Origin of the sequence: Microbacterium sp. (assembly GCF_047605725.1) — a bacterium.
Classification (GTDB): Bacteria; Actinomycetota; Actinomycetes; order Actinomycetales; family Microbacteriaceae; genus Microbacterium.
Window position 1 is genome coordinate 1 of record NZ_JASGFE010000060.1, and the last position, 17,007, is coordinate 17,007.

Below are 17,007 nucleotides of genomic sequence, written 5' to 3' on the forward strand. Positions count from 1 at the left end.
GTGCGCGGCGGGCGCGGCGGGCGGGTGGGTGCGCGGGTGGGTGCGCGGCGGGCGCGGGCGGGCGGGTGGGGAGGACGCGTCGTGTCGGACGAACCCGGGGTGGCGCGCCGCGTAGCGTGGAGGGATGGCTCGGGTCGGGGGACGCAACACGGCGCTGGCATGGCTCGCCGGCATCGGGTGCGTCGCCGTCGTGGCGGGGCTCGCCTTTCTCGCGCTCCCCATGGTCCCCGTCGTGCGGGATTGGGCCGTGCAGACCGTCGCCGGCCCCACGCCCGCCCCCGCGCGCACCGCGCGCGCGGGCGGCCCGATCGAGTGCCGCGACCTGTACGTCGACCCGCTGTGGGCGGACCTGGTGTGGACGCCCCGGGCGACCCTGAGCCCGTCCGCGGACCTTCCCGCCGGCACGCCGGCGACCCCGCTGCTGGAGGCCGCGCAGCCCGCGGTGCGGTTCACCTGCGTCTGGTCGTCGAAGGCCGGCTCGATCTCGACGACCCTCGCCGAGGTGGGGACGGATGCCGCGACCGCCCTGGTGACGGCACTGCCCGGCGCCGGCTTCACGTGCACCGAGGTGTCCGCACGGTCGCGCTGCGCCCGCACCGACGCCGACGTCGTGGAGACCGTCGAGGTCGGCGAGGGTCTGCTGCTGGCGAGCGTGGAGACCGCGTGGCATCCGGAGCGGTACGCCGAGCGCGTGTCGCGGCGGGTGTGGGTCCGATAGCGGCCCATCCGGCCGCGCTCCCGCCGACACTCGGCACGCCTGCGGGCCAGCCCGCGGGCCGCGGGTTACGCTCGCACTGCGGTGGCGCGCGCCTCCGCGTAAGGAGCATCACCGTACATGAGCGAGCCACAGCACGACGAGCGGGTCGACCAGCCCCAGGACGTGGATGACGTCGTCGACCGCGTGAACGCGAGCCTCGCCGACGCCGAGGCCGCTTCCCGCGACGCCCTCGAGCCCGACACGGCGGCATCCGTCCCGTCCTCGGTCGACGACCCGGTCGAGCCGGTCTCGTTCCTCGCCGACGCGCCCGCGGACGAGCCCACGGCCGTCCACGCCGCCGCCGACGCGCCCACCTCGGTCTTCGACGAGCACAAGGAGCTGTCCTCGGCCTTCGACGAGCCCACCGCCGTCTACCCCGCGGCCGACGAGCCGACCGCCCTGTACCCGGCCGCGGAGGCGCCCGCCGCGCCGATCGTCCCGCCCGAGCCCGTCGCCGAGCCGGTCGTCCCCGCGGCGCAGCAGCCCATCTTCGTCCAGGCGCCCGAGGCGCCGCGCCCGCGCGGCAATCGCGGGGCCGTCGGGGCGATCGGGCTGCTCGCGGCGGTGTCCTTCGGCATCCTGTACCTGGCTGCCGCGCTGGGTCTGCGGGTGCTTTCGGGCGAGGCCGACGTCGCGACCGCCGGACAGGACGCCATGGCCGCGCTCACGAGCTGGTGGCTGTGGGTCCCGGTGCTCGTCTTCTTCGTCGCGTTCTGGCTGCTCGGTGCGATCATCAACCGCGGCCGCTGGGGCGTGTGGGTGGTCCTGGGCCTGCTCGTGGGGGTCGCCTCGTACGGCGGGCACCTCCTCGGCCAGCTGTTCCAGGCGCCGTTCTGGGCGCTGACGGCGCGTCAGGGCGCCGAGGTCGTGGAGGGGCAGCTGCTGGCACCGCTGGCGATCGCCGCGTTCGTGATCGGCCGTGAGCTGACCATCTGGTTCGGCGCGTGGGCCGCGGCGCGCGGCAAGCGCGTCACCGAGCTCAATCGTGAGGCGCAGCGCGAGTACGAGCGGACCCTCGAAGCGGGGCCACAGGTCCGCCAGGGGTGATGACCGAGCCGGGTCGCGGCGTGCCACCCCCGATGGGGATGGCCCTGTCGACCGTCGGCTTCGTGACCCTCGCGATCGCGGGACTGGGGCTTGCCAGCCTCGCCCTGTCCGCGGAGGTGCTGGCCACGCCCGGGCTCGGCCAGCTCGCCGGGGTCGGCGGCATGGTGCTGGCCACGGCGGTCTTCGCCCTCACGATGTGGGCGGCGCTGCGCCGGGTCCACCCGGTCTACCGGGCCTCGCTCACCGCGACGGCCGGCACGCTCCTGGCCTATCTCGCCGGCGTGTGGCTGGGAGCGGTGCTCGGCGGCGCCGACCCGGCGCGCGCCGCGGCGGGTGCCGGAGGGTTCGTGACATCGTGGTTCGCGCTCGTGCTGGCGGCCGCCGCGTTCGTCTCGTCCTGGTCGGGCATCGCTCTCGTGCGCACGCGTGCTCACCGCCCGCGCTGGCCGTGGGAGCGCGACGCCGACGAACCCTGACGAATCGGTCGCGCCACGAAGTCCCGGGGCGCAATCCGCCCTGACCGGGCCGCAGCGGGGAAGAATGGGGGCGTGGAGCGCTCCCTCGAGACGCAGGTCAGCCAGGCCGTCGACGCGTGGCTCAGATGGCTGCCGCGCTGGGAGCCGGCGACCCATCGCGGCCGGGTGGCGCCGTGCCGCCGGTGCTTCGGGTCTCCGGTGCTCTCTGCGGCCGGCCTCGGCGCGGACGTTCCCCACGGCGTGCAGCACGGCCTGTCGACGCGGATCAAAGCGATCGTCGACCACGCGGTCGCCGAGTACACCGCGCTGAACCTCCCGATGCTCCAGGCCGAGCTCGACCAGCAGGCCGCCCGCAACCGCGCGCGCACGTACCGGCCCGCCGAGGGCCTCGAGCCGGAGTTCGAGGGGCTTCCCCTCGATCCCGACCCGGTGCCCGGGGCGCCGTTCCTGTTCACGATCGCGGGCCTTGCCGACGAGGTGGATGCCGGCATCCCCGCCCTCCCGCCGCTCAGCGACGAGGCCAAGGCCGCCCTCCGCCAGGAGGTGCGGCTGGCCGACGACTACGCCAACATGATCGGGCGCGAGGTGTGCGCGGTGCTGCTGCACCATCGCCTGCGCATCCAGGCGGCGGTCGCCCAGCATGTCGAGCCGCAGATCGCCGCGATGCTGGAGGAGCTGACCCGCTCGCTGGATGCGCCGTTCGACACCGGGACCGAGGGCAACGTCTACTGACCTCGCGCGGGCGGGTTTGTTACGATGGCGCCTACCACACGCGGATGCCGTCCCAGTCGGCATCCGTGATCGACCGTCGCTCTCTGGGGGAGCGGTGAGGGGTGCCATGGGGAGCAGGCCGTCCGTCGTCGCCCCCGTCCTGGCGGGGCTCGACTATGTGCGCCCGCTCGGCTCGGGCGGATTCGCCGACGTCTTCCTGTACGAGCAGGACATGCCGCGGCGCTCGGTCGCCGTGAAGGTCATGCCCAGCGCGGCGCCCGATCCGGAACTGCTGCGGATGTTCAACGCCGAGGCCGACGTGCTCGCGCACCTGTCCGCCCACCCCGCCATCGTGACCGTCTACCAGGCCGGCATCTCCGCCGACGGCCGTCCCTACATCGTGATGGAGTACTGCCCGGGCTCGTTCGCGCAGCGCTATCGCATCGAGCGGATCCCGGTGGAGGAGGTTCTGGCGATCGCCGTGCGGCTGGCCGGCGCCCTCGAGTCCGCCCATCGGGCCGGCCTCGTGCACCGTGACATCAAGCCGAGCAACGTGCTGGTGACCTCCTTCGGCTCGGCCGTGCTGGCCGACTTCGGGATCGCGTCGTCGCTGTCGCGGCAGGCGGGCTCCGACCTGCTCGCGATGTCGGTGCCGTGGAGCGCGCCCGAGGTCGTGTCGGAGCACACCGCGGGCACCGTGGCCAGCGAGGTGTGGAGCCTCGGGGCGACGGTCTACTCGCTGCTGGCGGGACGGAGCCCGTTCGAGCGGCGCGAGCGCGGCCAGAACACCCGGGACCAGCTCGTGCGCCGCATCACCCGCGGTCGCTACGTCCCGATCCCGCGCGCCGACGTGCCGGAGAGCCTGCAGCAGGTGCTCGCGAGGGCGATGAGCCGCGACCCGGGGAGCCGCTACCGCACCTCGGCCGAGTTCGGCGAGGCGATCCGCGACGTGCAGCGCTCCGAGGGGCTTCCGGCGACGCCGCTGGAGGTGCCGGTGGCGGAGTGGTCGCCGGTGGCGGTCGACTTCGCCGACGCCGTCGCGCGGGGACCTGCGCGCAGCCACGTCGAGCACGGCACGCGTCGGGTGGTCTCCACGGCATCCCTCGACCGGCTCGCCCGCGACGAGGACTCCGTGGTCGCCGGGCGTCCGACACGCTCGCTGTGGCGGTGGGCGGGGGTGCTCGCGGCCGTGGCCGCCGTCGTGTCGGTGGTCGTCGCCGTCCTCTCGGGTGCGGACTGATGAGACGCCGCGTCGCCGTCGGGCTGTCGGCCGGCGTGGCCGCCGTCGCAGTGGTGACGGTCGTCGGGATCGTGTGGCCGGGGCTGGATGCCCAGCAGACCCCGCCGCGCGACACGTCGGTGTGGGTGCTGCAGACCGAAGGACTGCGCTACGGGCGTGTGAACACGGCCATCGGCGAGCTCGACACGGTGCGCAGCGTCAGCAACCCCAGCCGGCTGCTGGACGCCGCCGCGGGGGCGTACCTGTTCGCCGACAGCGACACGAAGGTCGCGCGCATCGACGAGGCCACCCCGGTCGACCTCGATGCGGCCGGGCTGGAGGGCGCGGCGTCCGCGCCGGCCGGCACCGTGGAGGTCGCCGCCGCCGACGACTTCGTGGCCTACCGCACCGACACCGGCGCGGTCTTCGCCGGCCGGCTCTCCGCCGGCACCGTCGCCCAGGTCGACCCGGGCGGACCGGAGGGCGACGAGCCCTACACGGCCGATGCGATCGCGGTGGACCGCCGAGGCATGCTGTTCAGCTTCTCCCGCGCCGCTGGCGGCGTGCTCCGCTTCGACGTCGCGGCATCCGCGGTGCGCGGCGAGGACCCGCTGTCCGCGCGCCCGCAGACCCCGGCGATCAGCGCGGCCGGCGACGACTGGGTGGTCCTCGACACCGCCGACGGCAGGATCTGGCGCCGCGACGGCGACGCGGCGACGCTTCGGACCACCGGAGCGCTCGCGGTGGGCCGGCCCGACCCGGATGCCGACGCCGTGCACGTCGCGGACGAGATCGGGGTCGTGCGCATCCCGGCCGGCTCCGCAGAGCCCGAGACGATCTACTCCGGCGGAACGTCGAGCCTCGGCACCCCGGCGCGGCCGATCGTCCACGACGACGCGGTGCTGGCGGCCTGGCTGCCGGAGGGGTCGGGGCCCGGCACGGCCTGGAGCTCGCGCGACGGGCCGGAGCGGCTCGACTACGGGGCCGGGACGCTGCCCGAGCAGCGCCGGCCCGTGCTGGTCGACACCGGCGACGCCGTGGTCCTCAACGACGCCCGGTCGGGCTGGGTGTGGACCATGCCGGACGGGCGCCTCCTCGAGTCCACGCAGGACTGGATCCTCGACGACCAGCCGCAGAGCGCTCCGCAGCTCAGTGAGGAGCAGCTCCCGGTCATGCTGGAGCCGAAGCCGCCGATCGCGGAGCCGGACGTGTTCGGCGTGCGCGCCGGTGAGCTCGTGACGCTGCCCGTGCTGCTGAACGACCACGACCCGAACGAGGACGTGCTCAGCGTCGTCGCCGCCTCGGTCGCCGGCCTCGACCCGGCCTTCGGCACGGTCATGGTGACCGACGACGACCAGCGCCTCGCCGTGCGGGTGGCCCCCGACGCGAGCGGAACCGCGACGTTCACCTACGCGGTGACCGACGGCACGACTCCGGACGGGCTGGTCTCGCCGGCCACGACCGTGACCCTGCAGGCGGTCGGACCCGACGTGGAGTCCGCGCCGGTGTGGTGCGGGGTGATCGGATGCCGGCAGTCGTGGCCGACGCCGCAGGTGCGCCGCGGGGGCACCGTGACGGTGCCGGTGCTGGCCGACTGGGTCGACCCGGAGGGCGACCCGACCCTGCTGCTGTCGGTGGTCAACGAGTCCGGGATCGGGTCGGTGGCCGCCGGCCCCGGCGGCGACGTCGTGTATCAGCACGACGACGACGGGTCGGGCGGCGACGAGCGCATCGAGCTCACGGTGACGGTCTCCGACACCCGCGGCGGCACGGCGACCCGTACCCTCGCGATCGACGTACGCGACGAGGCGGCACCGCTGGTGCAGTCCTTCGCGGTCCTCGACACCGTGGGCTCGCCGCTGACCGTCGACGTCGCAGGGCACGTGCTGGGCGCGGCCGGCGAGGTCTCGCTGACCTCGGCGCGCGTGCTCGAGGACACCACCGCGACCACGACGATCGTGCCCGGGACCACGCAGTTCGACTTCTCCGCACCCGATCCGGGGGTCTACCGGGTGGCGCTGACCGTGCAGGCCGGCGGTCAGGAGGCCAAGGGCACCGCGCGCATCACGCTGCTGCCGCCCGACGCGCCGCCGAACCTGTCCACCGCGCCGGTGGTCGCGTTCGTGCGCCCGCAGGCCGATGCGACAGTCGACGTGTTCGCGGCCGTGTCCAATCCCACCCGTCGCGTGCTCCTGCTCAGCGACGTGGTGCCGCGCCCGGAGCCCGGGGCCACCCTGTCGGTGGATGCCGTCGGGCAGAGCCACCTGCGCGTGTCCGGGTCGACGGCGACGGGTGAGGCGGGCCTGTTGGGCACGGTCGCCTACCGGGTGAGCGACGGGACCAGCGACACCGGGGCCTCGGTGGAGGGGGAGGCGAGCGTCTACCTCCTCCCGCCCGCGCCCGATGCGGCCCCGATCGCCGTGAACGACACGGTCGTGGTGCGCGTGGGCGCGCAGGTCGACATCCCGGTGCTCGCCAACGACATCGCCGCGTCCGGCACGCCGCCGCGCATCGACCCCGCCTCGGTGCGCTCCTCCACGCCGGACGCGCTCGCCTTCGCGTCCGGCGAGCTGCTGCGCTACCTCGCGCCGTCGTCGCCGGGCGAGTTCGCGATCGAGTACGCGGTGTTCTCCACCGGGGCGCCCGCACTTCAGGACACGGCATCCGTGCGCGTGCGCGTGCTCGCCGACGACGCCAATCGCGCCCCGCTGCCGGAGAACCTCTCCGGCCGCGTGATCAACGGGATGTCGACGTCGATCCCGTTCGACGGCTACGGCAGCGACCCCGACGGCGACGTCGTGCGCCTGGACCGCATCCTCGACCAGCCCGACGCGGGCTCGGCGGCGATCTCGGCGGACGGCACCGCCATCGTCTACACGAGCATGCCGGGCGACAGCGGCCAGCACTCGTTCCGGTACCGGGTCGTCGACGCCTTCGGGGCGACCGGGGAGGCGACCGTGCGGGTCGGCGTCCTCGGCGGCGACGCCAATCCCAGCCCGGTCACCTACACCGACTACGTGCAGGTGCAGGCCGGAACCGGCAACGTGGTGCGGGTGCGGCCGCTGGTCAACGACCTCGACCCGCGCGGCGGCGCGCTCACCGTCACCGGAGTGCAACCGGACGTGCCCCGGTTCGCGCACGACGGCACGCCGACCGCCGAGTATCGGCGGCTGGAGGCCCAGGTGGTCGGGGTCACCGGGCGCACGGTCACCATCGCCGCGGGCACCGAGCCCTCGACGATGGCGTTCCTCTACGACGTCGAGTCGGCGTCCGGGAACACCGCGCGGGGTCTGATCGTGGTCAAGGTCGTCTCCGGGCCCGTGCCGGACTATCCCGTCGTCTCCGACACCGTGCTCACGGCGGCCGACCGCGACGAGTTCGCCGTCGCCGGGGTCGACGTGCTGCGCGGGAAGGTCTCCTGGACCGGCGGGGAGGACGACCGGCTCCAGGTGGGCCTGTGGGGGAGCCCCGACGGGGTGCGGGTCGACGGCACACGGCTGATCGGCAGTCTCGACGCGCAGACGCGCATCATCCCCTTCTCGGTCACCGGGCGCGGCACCAGCGGCGAGGTGACGACGTACGCGTTTCTGCGCGTGCCGGCCGCGGCAGAGCTGGCGCTGACGCTGCGGCGCGGACTGAGCCCGATCGAGGTCGAGGAGGCGGGCGAGACGACCTTCGACCTGGCCGATCTCGTCGTGCGCGAACGCGGCGCCGTCCTGGAGGTCGGTGCCGACGTGCGCGCGTCGGGCGCCCGGCCCGCGGCATCCTGCGAGCGCGTCTCGGGTACCGTCGTGCGCTATCGCGCGGGCGCCGGCGCGCCCTGGACGGACTCCTGCCGGGTGGCGGTGCGCCTTGCCGGCACGAGCGAGTGGACGTTCCTGTCGGTGCCGATCGCCGTCTCCGCGCTCGACCCGCAGCCGAGTCTGACCGCCGCCTCGCTCACCGTCGGGCCGGGAGAGACGACGACGTACGACCTCGCCCGGCTGACGGTGTGGCAGTCGCGTGCCGACTGGCCGTCGATCCGCTACGCGGTGGACGCCTTCGCGCCGTCGTTCGACGTGACGCTCACCGGATCGGATCTCACGATCGTCGGGCACGACGACGCGGTGCCCGGAGCCGAGGAGTACGTGACGGTACGGGTCACCAGCCACGCCGCGGTCGACCCGGTGCGCGTGACGCTGCGCGTCGGGGCGGCGCCGGCGAGCCTTCCGCAGGGCGGCTCGGTCGTGCAGCGGTGCACGCAGGCGATCGGATCGTCGTGCACGATCCCGGTCGTGGGCGCGATCGGCGAGATCAATCCGCTCTCCGGGACGCCGCTGGAGCTCGTGGAGGTGCGCCCGACCGGGGTGTGCACGGGCATCTCGTTCGCCGTGACGTCGGCCACCGAGGTCACGGCCACGTGGACCTCGGACGCCCCGGGGGCCACGTGCACGGCATCCTTCACGCTGCGCGATGCGCAGGGGCGGCCCACCAGCGGCGAGCGCGACGGCCGACTCACCCTGGAGCTGCAGGGCTTCCCGCAGGCGCCCGCGGCCCTCGTGCAGTCGGCGTACGCCGACGGCTCCCTGACGCTGCGCGTCGACCCGGGCGCGGCGAGCGTCGCCTTCCCGGCGATCACCGGCTTCGAGGTGCGCAGCGCCGGACAGACCGTGGCGGTGTGCACTCCCGCGGGGGAGTGCCCCGCCATCCCGGCCGCCAACGGCGAGCAGCGCACCTACGAGGCCGTCTCCGTCAACGCCATCGGCAGCTCGCGCCAGAGCGCGACCGCGGTCGCGTGGGCGTACGCGCCGCCCGCCGCGCCGGAGGCGGTGTCGGCGACGCCGGTGGTGACCTCCGGTGCCGGCGGGGTCGTCTCCCTCCTCGTCGACGGGGTGGATGCCGCGAACACCGGCAGCCTGGAGATCGCGAGCCCGGTCGGCGAGACCGCGGTGGTCTCCGTCGAGCCCGGTCAGTCCCAGGTCGCGCTGCCCTCGTTCGTGGTGGGGGCGAACACGGCCTCTCCCGTCACCGTGACCCCGCGCTCGCGATTCGCCGTACCGACCGGGAGCGGACCGGGGCCGGATGCCGGCCCGGTCGTGGTGCTCGCGGCGGGCATCGGCGCGCCCACCCAGCCGGCGCTGTCGCTGACGGCGACCTCCGCGGGCGGGGGCCTGGCCGACATCGTGGCCACCGCCACCGCCGTGCCCGGCGGCGACGCGGCGCAGGTGCGGTTCGGGATCGTGCCGGACGGCCAGGAGTGCACGACCTCGTCGGACGGGCAGACCCGTCAGTTCCGGGGGCTCCCGGACGGGCGGCTGTACACGTTCGTGCTGTGCGCGGAGTCGTGGTTCGACGGCCAGTCGTTCGGCCGGGTGACCGTCAGCGCCGACGTGCGCGCCGTGCAGAGCGGTGCCGCGCCGGCCGGTTACACGTTCGTGGTCGGCCCGGTGCCGCACTACGACGGCGACCGGGCGAACTGGACGATCGACGCCGAGCCGACCTCGGCAGAGCCGCTGCCGAACGAGAACGTCGCGCGCTTCTCGGGCTATCCGTCCGGCGTGTTCGACGCCGACCCCGGCATCACGGTGCGGTACGAGCACGTCGCCGGCTGGTGGCAGTCCGCGTGGGGTGCGGTGGGGCCGGCGCCGGGAAGCGCTCCGTACCAGGTGCACGCGAACTGGTGGGTCGAGCCGTGCGTGGGCGGCAGCGAGCTGGTCCGGCAGGCGTCGTCGTCCGGGGGACTGGCGAACGTCTCCTTCTTCGCCGATGCCGTGCAGTACCGCGATGCCGCCGGCGCGCTCCTGCCCGCCGGCGAGGACCCGTGGGTGGTCCCGGTGGGAGCGGCGAGCGTGAGCGGCATCGGCGTGCGCGTCGACTGGTCCGGCCAGGGCTGGGCGCTCGATCCGGCCGTGGCATCCTTCTCCGCCGTCTGCACCCCCAACCTCCCGTCCGCCCCGTGAACCGAGGACCCGACATGACCATCACTTCAGAGCAGGCCACCTGGTTCGCGCAGACCTTCGCGCGGCTCGCCGACAACGTGGAGCGCGCCGTGCTCGGCAAGCGCCATATCGTCGAGCTGGTGCTGACGGCGCTCCTGAGCGAGGGGCACGTGCTGCTGGAGGACGTGCCGGGCACCGGCAAGACCTCGCTCGCGCGAGCGATCGCGCAATCCGTGCAGGGCACGACCACCCGCATCCAGTTCACGCCCGACCTGCTTCCGGGCGACATCACAGGCATCACGGTCTACGACCAGAAGACCGGCGAGTTCGACTTCCATCCCGGCCCCGTCTTCGCCACGATCGTGCTCGCCGACGAGATCAACCGCGCAAGTCCCAAGACGCAGTCGGCCCTCTTGGAGGTCATGGAGGAGCGGCGCGTCACCATCGACGGGATCACGCGCCCGGTGGGCGTGCCGTTCCTCGTGCTGGCCACGCAGAACCCGGTGGAGCAGGCCGGCACCTACCGGCTCCCCGAGGCGCAGCTCGACCGGTTCCTCCTGCGCACCTCGCTCGGCTACCCCGACCACGCCGCCACCATGCGCATCCTCGGCGGCGCCGCGGTGGCCACCGACGAGCTGACCCCGATCATCACGCCCGAGGCGCTGGTCGGCATGGCGGAGCTCGCCGCCGACGTCTACGTCGACGCGCTCGTGCTCGACTACATCTCGCGCATCGTGGATGCCACGCGCTCGGCCGATCAGGTACGTCTGGGCGCCAGCATCAGGGCGGCCCTCGCGCTCATGCGCGCCACCCGCACGAGCGCGGCGGCGCAGGGCCGCACCTACGCGACGCCCGACGACGTCAAGCGCCTCGCGATCCCGGTGCTGGCCCACCGGCTGATCCTGCACCCGGAGGCGGAGTTCGACGGGGTCACCGCTGAGGCGGTCGTCGGCGAGGTGCTGCTGGATGTCCCGCCGCCCACCCGCCAGGAGCCGTCGTGACCTCCCCAGGGACAGAGGCGGGTCGGCGGTGACCTCCGACCAGACGACGCGGACGGCGCGCTCGGGCGACACGGCCGAGCGCACCGAGGCGACCTCGATCGGCTCCCGGCGCGTGGTGGGCGCGGTCGTGCGGGCCGCGGCGTTCTGGCGCGCCGTGCGCGGGGTCGCCCGCGCGGGGGCGGCCTGGGCGGGGCGCACCATCCGGCCCGCGGGCCTGCTCGCCCTGGCGGCGGCGACGGCGGGCATGGCGGGAGGTCTTGCCCTGGGCTGGGTGGAGTGGGTCGTGGCGGGCGCGGCCGCGGCCGCGATGCTGCTGCTGAGCGTCCCGTTCCTGTTCGGTGCGCGTGCGTACGAGGTCGCGCTCGCGCTCGCCCACGCGCGCATCGTGGCGGGCCAGAGCGCCCGCGTGCACGTGCGGGTGCGCAACCGTGGCCACCGCGTGGTGCTCCCGGGCCGCATCGACGTTCCGGTCGGGGAGGGGCTCGTCGAGTTCGACGTGCCGCTGCTGCGCGCCGGGCGCGATACGGTCCGCACGGTCGAACTTCCCCCGCAGGCCCGCGGTGTCGTGGTGGTCGGGCCGGCCGTGACGGTGCGCTCCGACCCGATCGGGCTGGTGCGCCGCGAGCGGTCGTTCGAGCAGCTCCACGAGCTGTACGTGCATCCGCGCACCGTGGTGCTGCCGGGGATCGGGACGGGCCTGATCCGCGATCTCGACGGCGCCCCCACACGACGCCTGGTCGACGCGGACATCTCCTTCCACGCGATCCGCGAGTACGCGCCGGGCGATGCGCGACGGCAGATCCACTGGAAGTCGACCGCGAAGACCGGGCGGCTCATGGTGCGCCAGTTCGAGGAGTCCCTGCGATCGCGCACGGTGGTGGTGCTCGGCTGCGCCGAGGGCGAGCACGCCTCCGACGACGAGTTCGAGCTCGCGGTGGGCGCCGCCGCCTCGCTGGCGGTGCACGCGGTGCGCGACGCCCGCGACCTCGACGTGGTGGTCGGCGCCGATATCCCGCGCGTCGTGCGCAACCGCCTCCGTGCGATCCGGCACCTGCCCACCAACGCTCCGCGCCCGCTGCTGGACGCCTTCTGCGAGGTGCAGCGACTCGCGAACACCATGCCGGTCGAGGAGGTCTGCCGGCTGACCGCGGAGGCCGACGCGCACGTCTCGGTCGCCGTGATCGTGGTCGGGTCCCAGGTCGGGCTCACGCGGCTGCGCCAGGCGGCGCTGGCGTTCCCCGTCGACGCCGTCGTGCTGGCCGTCGTGTGCGACCAGCGCGCCCACCCCCGCACGCAGGTGTTCGGCGACCTGACCGTGCACACCATCGGCGTCCTGGAGGACCTCTCCGGGCTCCTGCTGCGAGGGGCGTCGTCATGATCCCTCGCCGCCGGCTGCTGGCCGGATCCGCCTACGCCGCGACCATGGCCGGTCTCGGGGCGATCGCGGCGTGGCCGGTGTACCGCTCGGGCGCCTTCCTGCTGCTGGTGGGCGCGTCGGTGGTCATGGCCGCCGCGATCGCCGCGACCGTCGTCCGCAAGGGGTGGGGAGCGGGAGCGGCGGCCGGGCTCGTGGCCGCCGCGATCGCGATCACCGGGGTGCCGCTGGCGGTGCCGTCCCGCCTCGGCGGCCCGCTGGAGCTGCTCGGCGGCCTCGGCGAGCTCGGGGCGGGGCTCGTCGTGGGCTGGAAGGACCTGCTGACCGTGGCGCTGCCGGTCGGGTCGTACCGCAACCTGCTCGTCCCGGCGCTCGTGGTCTTCCTCGTCGGGGTCTGCGCGGCGCTCCTGCTCTCGTTCAAGGAGGGCCGGGTCTCCTACCTCGCGGTGCTGCCGGGCCTCGCGATCCCGCTGTTCGGTCTGCTGTTCGGGCGCACGACGGTCAGCGCGCCGCTGTCGGTCGGCCCGGTCGCGCTGTTCGCGCCGGTCGAGTCGGGCGTCGGCGTCGGCGCCCTCGTGGCCGGCGTCGGATGGCTGGCCTGGCGGCACCGCGAGGAGCGCGGCATCGCCCTGCGGCGCGCTTCGGCAGCCGGGGGACTGCGCGTGCGGCGCCGGCCCGCGCACGGCGAGGGGCGCCGGGTCGCGCTCGGGGCCGGGATGGTCGTCGTGTCCGTCGCGGCCGCGCTCGTGGTGGCCCCGGCCGCGGCGCACACGCGGGAGCGGAGCGTCCTGCGTGCCGCGGCGGGGCCGGAGGTCGAGCTGTCGCGCGCGGTGAGCCCGCTCGCGGCCTTCCGCGCCCAGTTCGAGGAGGGGACCGAGGGCACCGAGCTGTTCCGGGTGACCGGCACGCTGCCCGACCGCATCCGCCTGGCGACCCTGGACTCCTACGACGGGTCGGTGTACCGCACCGGTCTTGCTGCCTCCGGGGCGCGCTTCGCCCGCGTGCCCGCCGCGGTCGAAGCCGGGCCGGGCGCGCCGCTGGACGTGCAGGTGCAGGTGGCCGGGCTGGAGGGGCTCTGGATGCCGACGGCCGGCGCCCTGGAGTCGGTGGAGTTCGTCGGCGCGCACGCGAGCGCGCTCGCCGACGGGTTCTACTACAGCGACTCGGCGCGCGCCGCGGTGCAGACCTTCGCCTGGCACAGCGGCGACCGCTACCGGCTGCGGGCGGTCGAGCCCGCCACCGCCGACCTGGCCTCCGCCCAGGCCCCGGGCGGCGCGGTCGCGGAGGTCGAGCCGCCGGTGACGCTGCGGGCCTGGATGGACGAGCACGTGCAGGGCAGCGGCGGTGCCGCACTGGCCGGGCTCGTCGCGCTGCTGCGCGAGCGCGGTTATCTCAGCCATGCCCTGTCGATCGGCGAGGAGCCGCCTGCCTGGGCGGCCGGGCTCGACGGGTACCGTTTCCAGCCGAGCGCCGCGGGGCACTCGCTGGGGCGGATCGAGGAGCTGTTCCGCGCGCTGCTGGAACGTGAGGCGGATCCTCGCGTCGCGGCATCCGGCGACGCGGTGGCGGCGATCGGCGACGACGAGCAGTTCGCGGTCGCGGTGGCCCTGATGGCGCAGGAGCTCGGCTTCCCGGCGCGGATCGTGGTGGGGGCCCGCCTGCAGTCCGCCGACGCGGACCTCCCCTCGTGCGAGGGCAACGTGTGCCGGGCCGGCGACCTCGCCGCCTGGGTCGAGGTGCGGACCGCCTCGGACCAGTGGATCCCGATCGATGTGACCCCGCAGCACGAGCGCTTCCCGAGCCTGGAGGTCACCCAGCAGCGCGACCCCGAGGTCGCCACCCAGGTCCGTCCCGACGCCGTCGCCGAGGTGGCCCCGCCGCGGCCGGCCCAGGACGACGACGTGAATCCCGACGAGCGGCCGGACGACGCCGTCGACCTCTCCTGGCTCTGGCCGGTGCTGCGCGTGGCGGGCGCGGTGGCGGGCGTCGTGGTCGTGCTGCTCGGTCCGTTCCTCCTGGTGGTCGGCGCCAAGGCGCTGCGTCGGCGCGCACGCCGTCGACGCCCCGACCCGGCCGCGCGCATCGCGGGCGGCTGGGACGAGTACCTCGACGCCACGGCGGATGCCGGCCGCCACACCCCGCGCCGGCTCACCCGGCTGGAGGCGGCGGCGAGCATCGAGGGCGAGTCGGCGACGCTGCTGGCGACCGCCGCCGACCGTGCGGTGTTCTCGGCGGGCGGGGCGACCGCCGACGAGGCCGACGAGTACTGGCGGCTCGTCGACGCCGAGCGCCGTGCGATCCCGGTCGGACGGTGGCAGCGCCTGCGCTCGGCCGTATCGTTGAGATCGTTCCTCCGGCTCGTCGAGCCCCGACGGGTCGGGACGCCTGCCGCGGAGAGGAGGAGCCGGTCGTCCGCGCGACGCCGGCGCACCCTGTCATGACGACGACCTCGGTGGACTCGCTGGCGGCTCTGACGTGGCTGCTCGCCGTGGCCGCCGTGATCGTCCTGTACGTGTGGACGGCCCTGGCCCTGGCCGCCGTGTTCCGAAAGCTCGGCGAGGAGCCGTGGCGGGCCTGGGTCCCGGTCCTGGCCCCGGCGACGGTGCTCGCGTGGGGCGGGTTCTCGCCGTGGCTGATCCTGCTCGGCCTCGTGCCCGGGGTCGGGAGCCTCGTCGTGCTCGTGCTGCAGACGATCGCGGTGCACCGGCTGAACCCCGGATTCGGGCACGGCGCCGCGATGACCGCGCTCTCGGTGGTGGCCTTCCCGGTCTGGGCGAGCGTGCTCGGGTTCGGATCGTCCCGCTGGCTGGGGCGGCGTCCGCCGACGGTGCCCGTTCCGCGCGCGGGGGTGCCTGTTTCGGGCGCGGGGGTGCCTGTTTCGGGCGCGGGGGTGCCTGTTTCGGGCGCGGCGGTGCCTGTTTCGGGGTCCGGGGCACCTGCCGCCTCGTCGGTCTCGCCGTCGGGGAGTGCGGCCACGAGCGCGGGGCCCGGCCGCTCCGGCGGGCCTGCGCTGTGGGCCGGCGACGTCGCCCGCCCGCCGACCGCGCCGTCGATCCGCATCATCCCGCTGCCGCCGCCGGACGAGCCGATCTCGGTCGTGCCCGGCCGCGGCGCCGCGGCGGAGGAGATCCGCGCGGACGAGGACCCGGCATCCGTCGGCGACGCCGCACCTCTCGACGCCGAGGACATGCCGCCGACACCGTCCGGCGAGGTGCCGTCCGCGGCGATTCGTCCGCGACCCGAGCCTTGGGCCCCGCCCGGTCCGGCCGACACGGGCCTCGACCCGGCCGCGGAGGTCTCGGCGGTCGTCGGCTCGCCTTCGGCGGGTGCACCGCGCACCGCGGTCGAGGTGTCGCTCGACGACGTGGAGCACACGGTCATCGCGCGGCGGCGGCTGCCGCGGTGGCAGCTGGTCGCGGCATCCGCCCCGCCGGTCGAACTCGTCGCCGACGTGGTGATCGTCGGACGCCACCCCGAGCCGCCGGCCGACTGCCCGGACGCGCAGCTGATCGCGGTGCACGACCCCACCCGCACGCTCTCCAAGACCCACGCGCGACTGGAGCGGAACGGCGACCAGTGGCTCGTCGTCGACCTCCACTCCACGAACGGCGTCGTGGTGGGCGAGCAGGGCGTCGCCGCGGAGGTGCCGCCCGGGGTAGCGGTGCCCGTTCCGGAGCGGCTCCTGCTCGGCGACGTCGAGCTGCGCCTGGTCCGCATCGCCCGCTGACCCCGCCTTCCCGCCTTCCCGCCTTCCCGCCCCGCAGCTCTCCCGCTCTCCCGCTCTCCCGCCCTCCCTCTGCCTCGCGCCCGGGCTCCCACCCCTCACCCCCGCGAGTCACTGCCAAAGTGCCGAGTCACTGCGCTCCAGCACAGTGACTCGACGCGGGAGCAGTGACTCGCGTGGGAGAGCAGTGACTCGGCGGGGCTTGGCAGGAACGCGAGGCACGGGGCACGCGGGCCGCGACGGGCACGACGGGGCGCACGACGCACGACGGGGCTTGGCGGGGCACGCGGGGCGTGACGGGCGCCACGCGGCACGACGGGGCACGCGGATGCCGCGCGTTTGACCGCTCCGGCTCACACGCGTACGATTGAGCGGGTGTGCGCTCACGCGCGCCGTCCTGCGCGCCTCGGCGCGACAGCCGGTGCCGCGCGTCGCACTCAGGGACCGGCCTGCGAACAGGCCGCCCCCACGGCATATCCACCACCGAAGGCCCGCCTTTCACGGCGTGCCGGTGGATCTGTGGTGAAACCACGATCGCTGTCACCGTGCAGCACACTGCGCCGGCCCGAGGCCGGTGCGGAACGAACAAGGAGAGAACGTGCCAACCATTCAGCAGTTGGTTCGCAAGGGTCGTTCGCCGAAGGTCTCCAAGACCAAGGCGCCGGCACTGCGATCGAACCCGCAGCAGGCGGGCGTGTGCACCCGCGTGTACACCACGACGCCCAAGAAGCCGAACTCGGCGATGCGCAAGGTCGCCCGCGTGAAGCTGCGCAACGGCA

General features: G+C 74.9%; 10 protein-coding genes and 1 pseudogene. All 11 read left to right on the plus strand.

The genetic code is table 11. The features are described 5' to 3' along the window. Window positions 1-124 precede the first annotated feature (124 nt). Window positions 125-718: a hypothetical protein gene (locus QM641_RS11490; RefSeq protein ID WP_415116585.1), complete on the plus strand. Its 594-nt coding sequence runs from the start codon at window positions 125-127 to the stop codon at window positions 716-718. A gap of 117 nt (window positions 719-835) precedes the next feature. After that, window positions 836-1,804: an ABC transporter gene (locus QM641_RS11495; protein WP_415116587.1), complete on the plus strand. Its 969-nt coding sequence runs from the start codon at window positions 836-838 to the stop codon at window positions 1,802-1,804. Then, window positions 1,804-2,280, plus strand: coding sequence for a hypothetical protein (locus QM641_RS11500; RefSeq protein ID WP_415116589.1), 477 nt, complete (start codon window positions 1,804-1,806; stop codon window positions 2,278-2,280). The genes QM641_RS11495 and QM641_RS11500 overlap by 1 nt, the downstream gene beginning before the upstream one ends. A gap of 72 nt (window positions 2,281-2,352) precedes the next feature. Then, complete coding sequence (locus QM641_RS11505; RefSeq protein WP_415116591.1) at window positions 2,353-3,012, plus strand: spermidine/putrescine ABC transporter substrate-binding protein; 660 nt, start codon at window positions 2,353-2,355, stop codon at window positions 3,010-3,012. Window positions 3,013-3,118: 106 nt separating this feature from the next. After that, entirely contained in the window at window positions 3,119-4,231 is a 1,113-nt protein-coding gene (locus QM641_RS11510; RefSeq protein ID WP_415116593.1) for a serine/threonine-protein kinase, read from the plus strand. After that, a complete protein-coding gene (locus QM641_RS11515) occupies window positions 4,231-10,149 on the plus strand; it encodes an Ig-like domain-containing protein (RefSeq protein ID WP_415116595.1) in 5,919 nt (1,972 codons plus the stop codon). Before QM641_RS11510 ends, QM641_RS11515 begins: the two co-directional genes overlap by 1 nt. Window positions 10,150-10,163: 14 nt before the next feature. After that, window positions 10,164-11,129, plus strand: a complete 966-nt coding sequence (locus QM641_RS11520; RefSeq protein ID WP_415116597.1) for an AAA family ATPase — start codon at window positions 10,164-10,166, stop codon at window positions 11,127-11,129. 28 nt (window positions 11,130-11,157) lie between these two features. Beyond that, the gene (locus tag QM641_RS11525; protein WP_415116599.1) at window positions 11,158-12,507 is read left to right on the plus strand and encodes a DUF58 domain-containing protein; all 1,350 of its coding nucleotides are present in this window, start codon (window positions 11,158-11,160) and stop codon (window positions 12,505-12,507) included. Then, window positions 12,504-14,945 carry a transglutaminase-like domain-containing protein gene (locus QM641_RS11530; RefSeq protein ID WP_415116601.1) on the plus strand — a complete coding sequence of 814 codons (2,442 nt, stop codon included), beginning with the start codon at window positions 12,504-12,506 and terminating at the stop codon, window positions 14,943-14,945. The genes QM641_RS11525 and QM641_RS11530 overlap by 4 nt, the downstream gene beginning before the upstream one ends. Next, window positions 14,942-16,231 (plus strand): DUF5684 domain-containing protein, encoded by a 1,290-nt coding sequence (locus tag QM641_RS11535; RefSeq protein WP_415116603.1) that lies wholly within the window; start codon window positions 14,942-14,944, stop codon window positions 16,229-16,231. Before QM641_RS11530 ends, QM641_RS11535 begins: the two co-directional genes overlap by 4 nt. A gap of 595 nt (window positions 16,232-16,826) precedes the next feature. Then, a pseudogene (locus QM641_RS11540) lies at window positions 16,827-17,007 on the plus strand (30S ribosomal protein S12); the annotation flags it as partial.

Coding starts and splice junctions, on each gene's coding strand:
- QM641_RS11535 (WP_415116603.1), top strand. CDS start 14,942: ATGACGACGACCTCGGTGGACTCGCTGGCGGCTCTGACGTGGCTGCTC.
- QM641_RS11495 (WP_415116587.1), top strand. CDS start 836: ATGAGCGAGCCACAGCACGACGAGCGGGTCGACCAGCCCCAGGACGTG.
- QM641_RS11520 (WP_415116597.1), top strand. CDS start 10,164: ATGACCATCACTTCAGAGCAGGCCACCTGGTTCGCGCAGACCTTCGCG.
- QM641_RS11515 (WP_415116595.1), top strand. CDS start 4,231: ATGAGACGCCGCGTCGCCGTCGGGCTGTCGGCCGGCGTGGCCGCCGTC.
- QM641_RS11500 (WP_415116589.1), top strand. CDS start 1,804: ATGACCGAGCCGGGTCGCGGCGTGCCACCCCCGATGGGGATGGCCCTG.
- QM641_RS11510 (WP_415116593.1), top strand. CDS start 3,119: ATGGGGAGCAGGCCGTCCGTCGTCGCCCCCGTCCTGGCGGGGCTCGAC.
- QM641_RS11530 (WP_415116601.1), top strand. CDS start 12,504: ATGATCCCTCGCCGCCGGCTGCTGGCCGGATCCGCCTACGCCGCGACC.
- QM641_RS11490 (WP_415116585.1), top strand. CDS start 125: ATGGCTCGGGTCGGGGGACGCAACACGGCGCTGGCATGGCTCGCCGGC.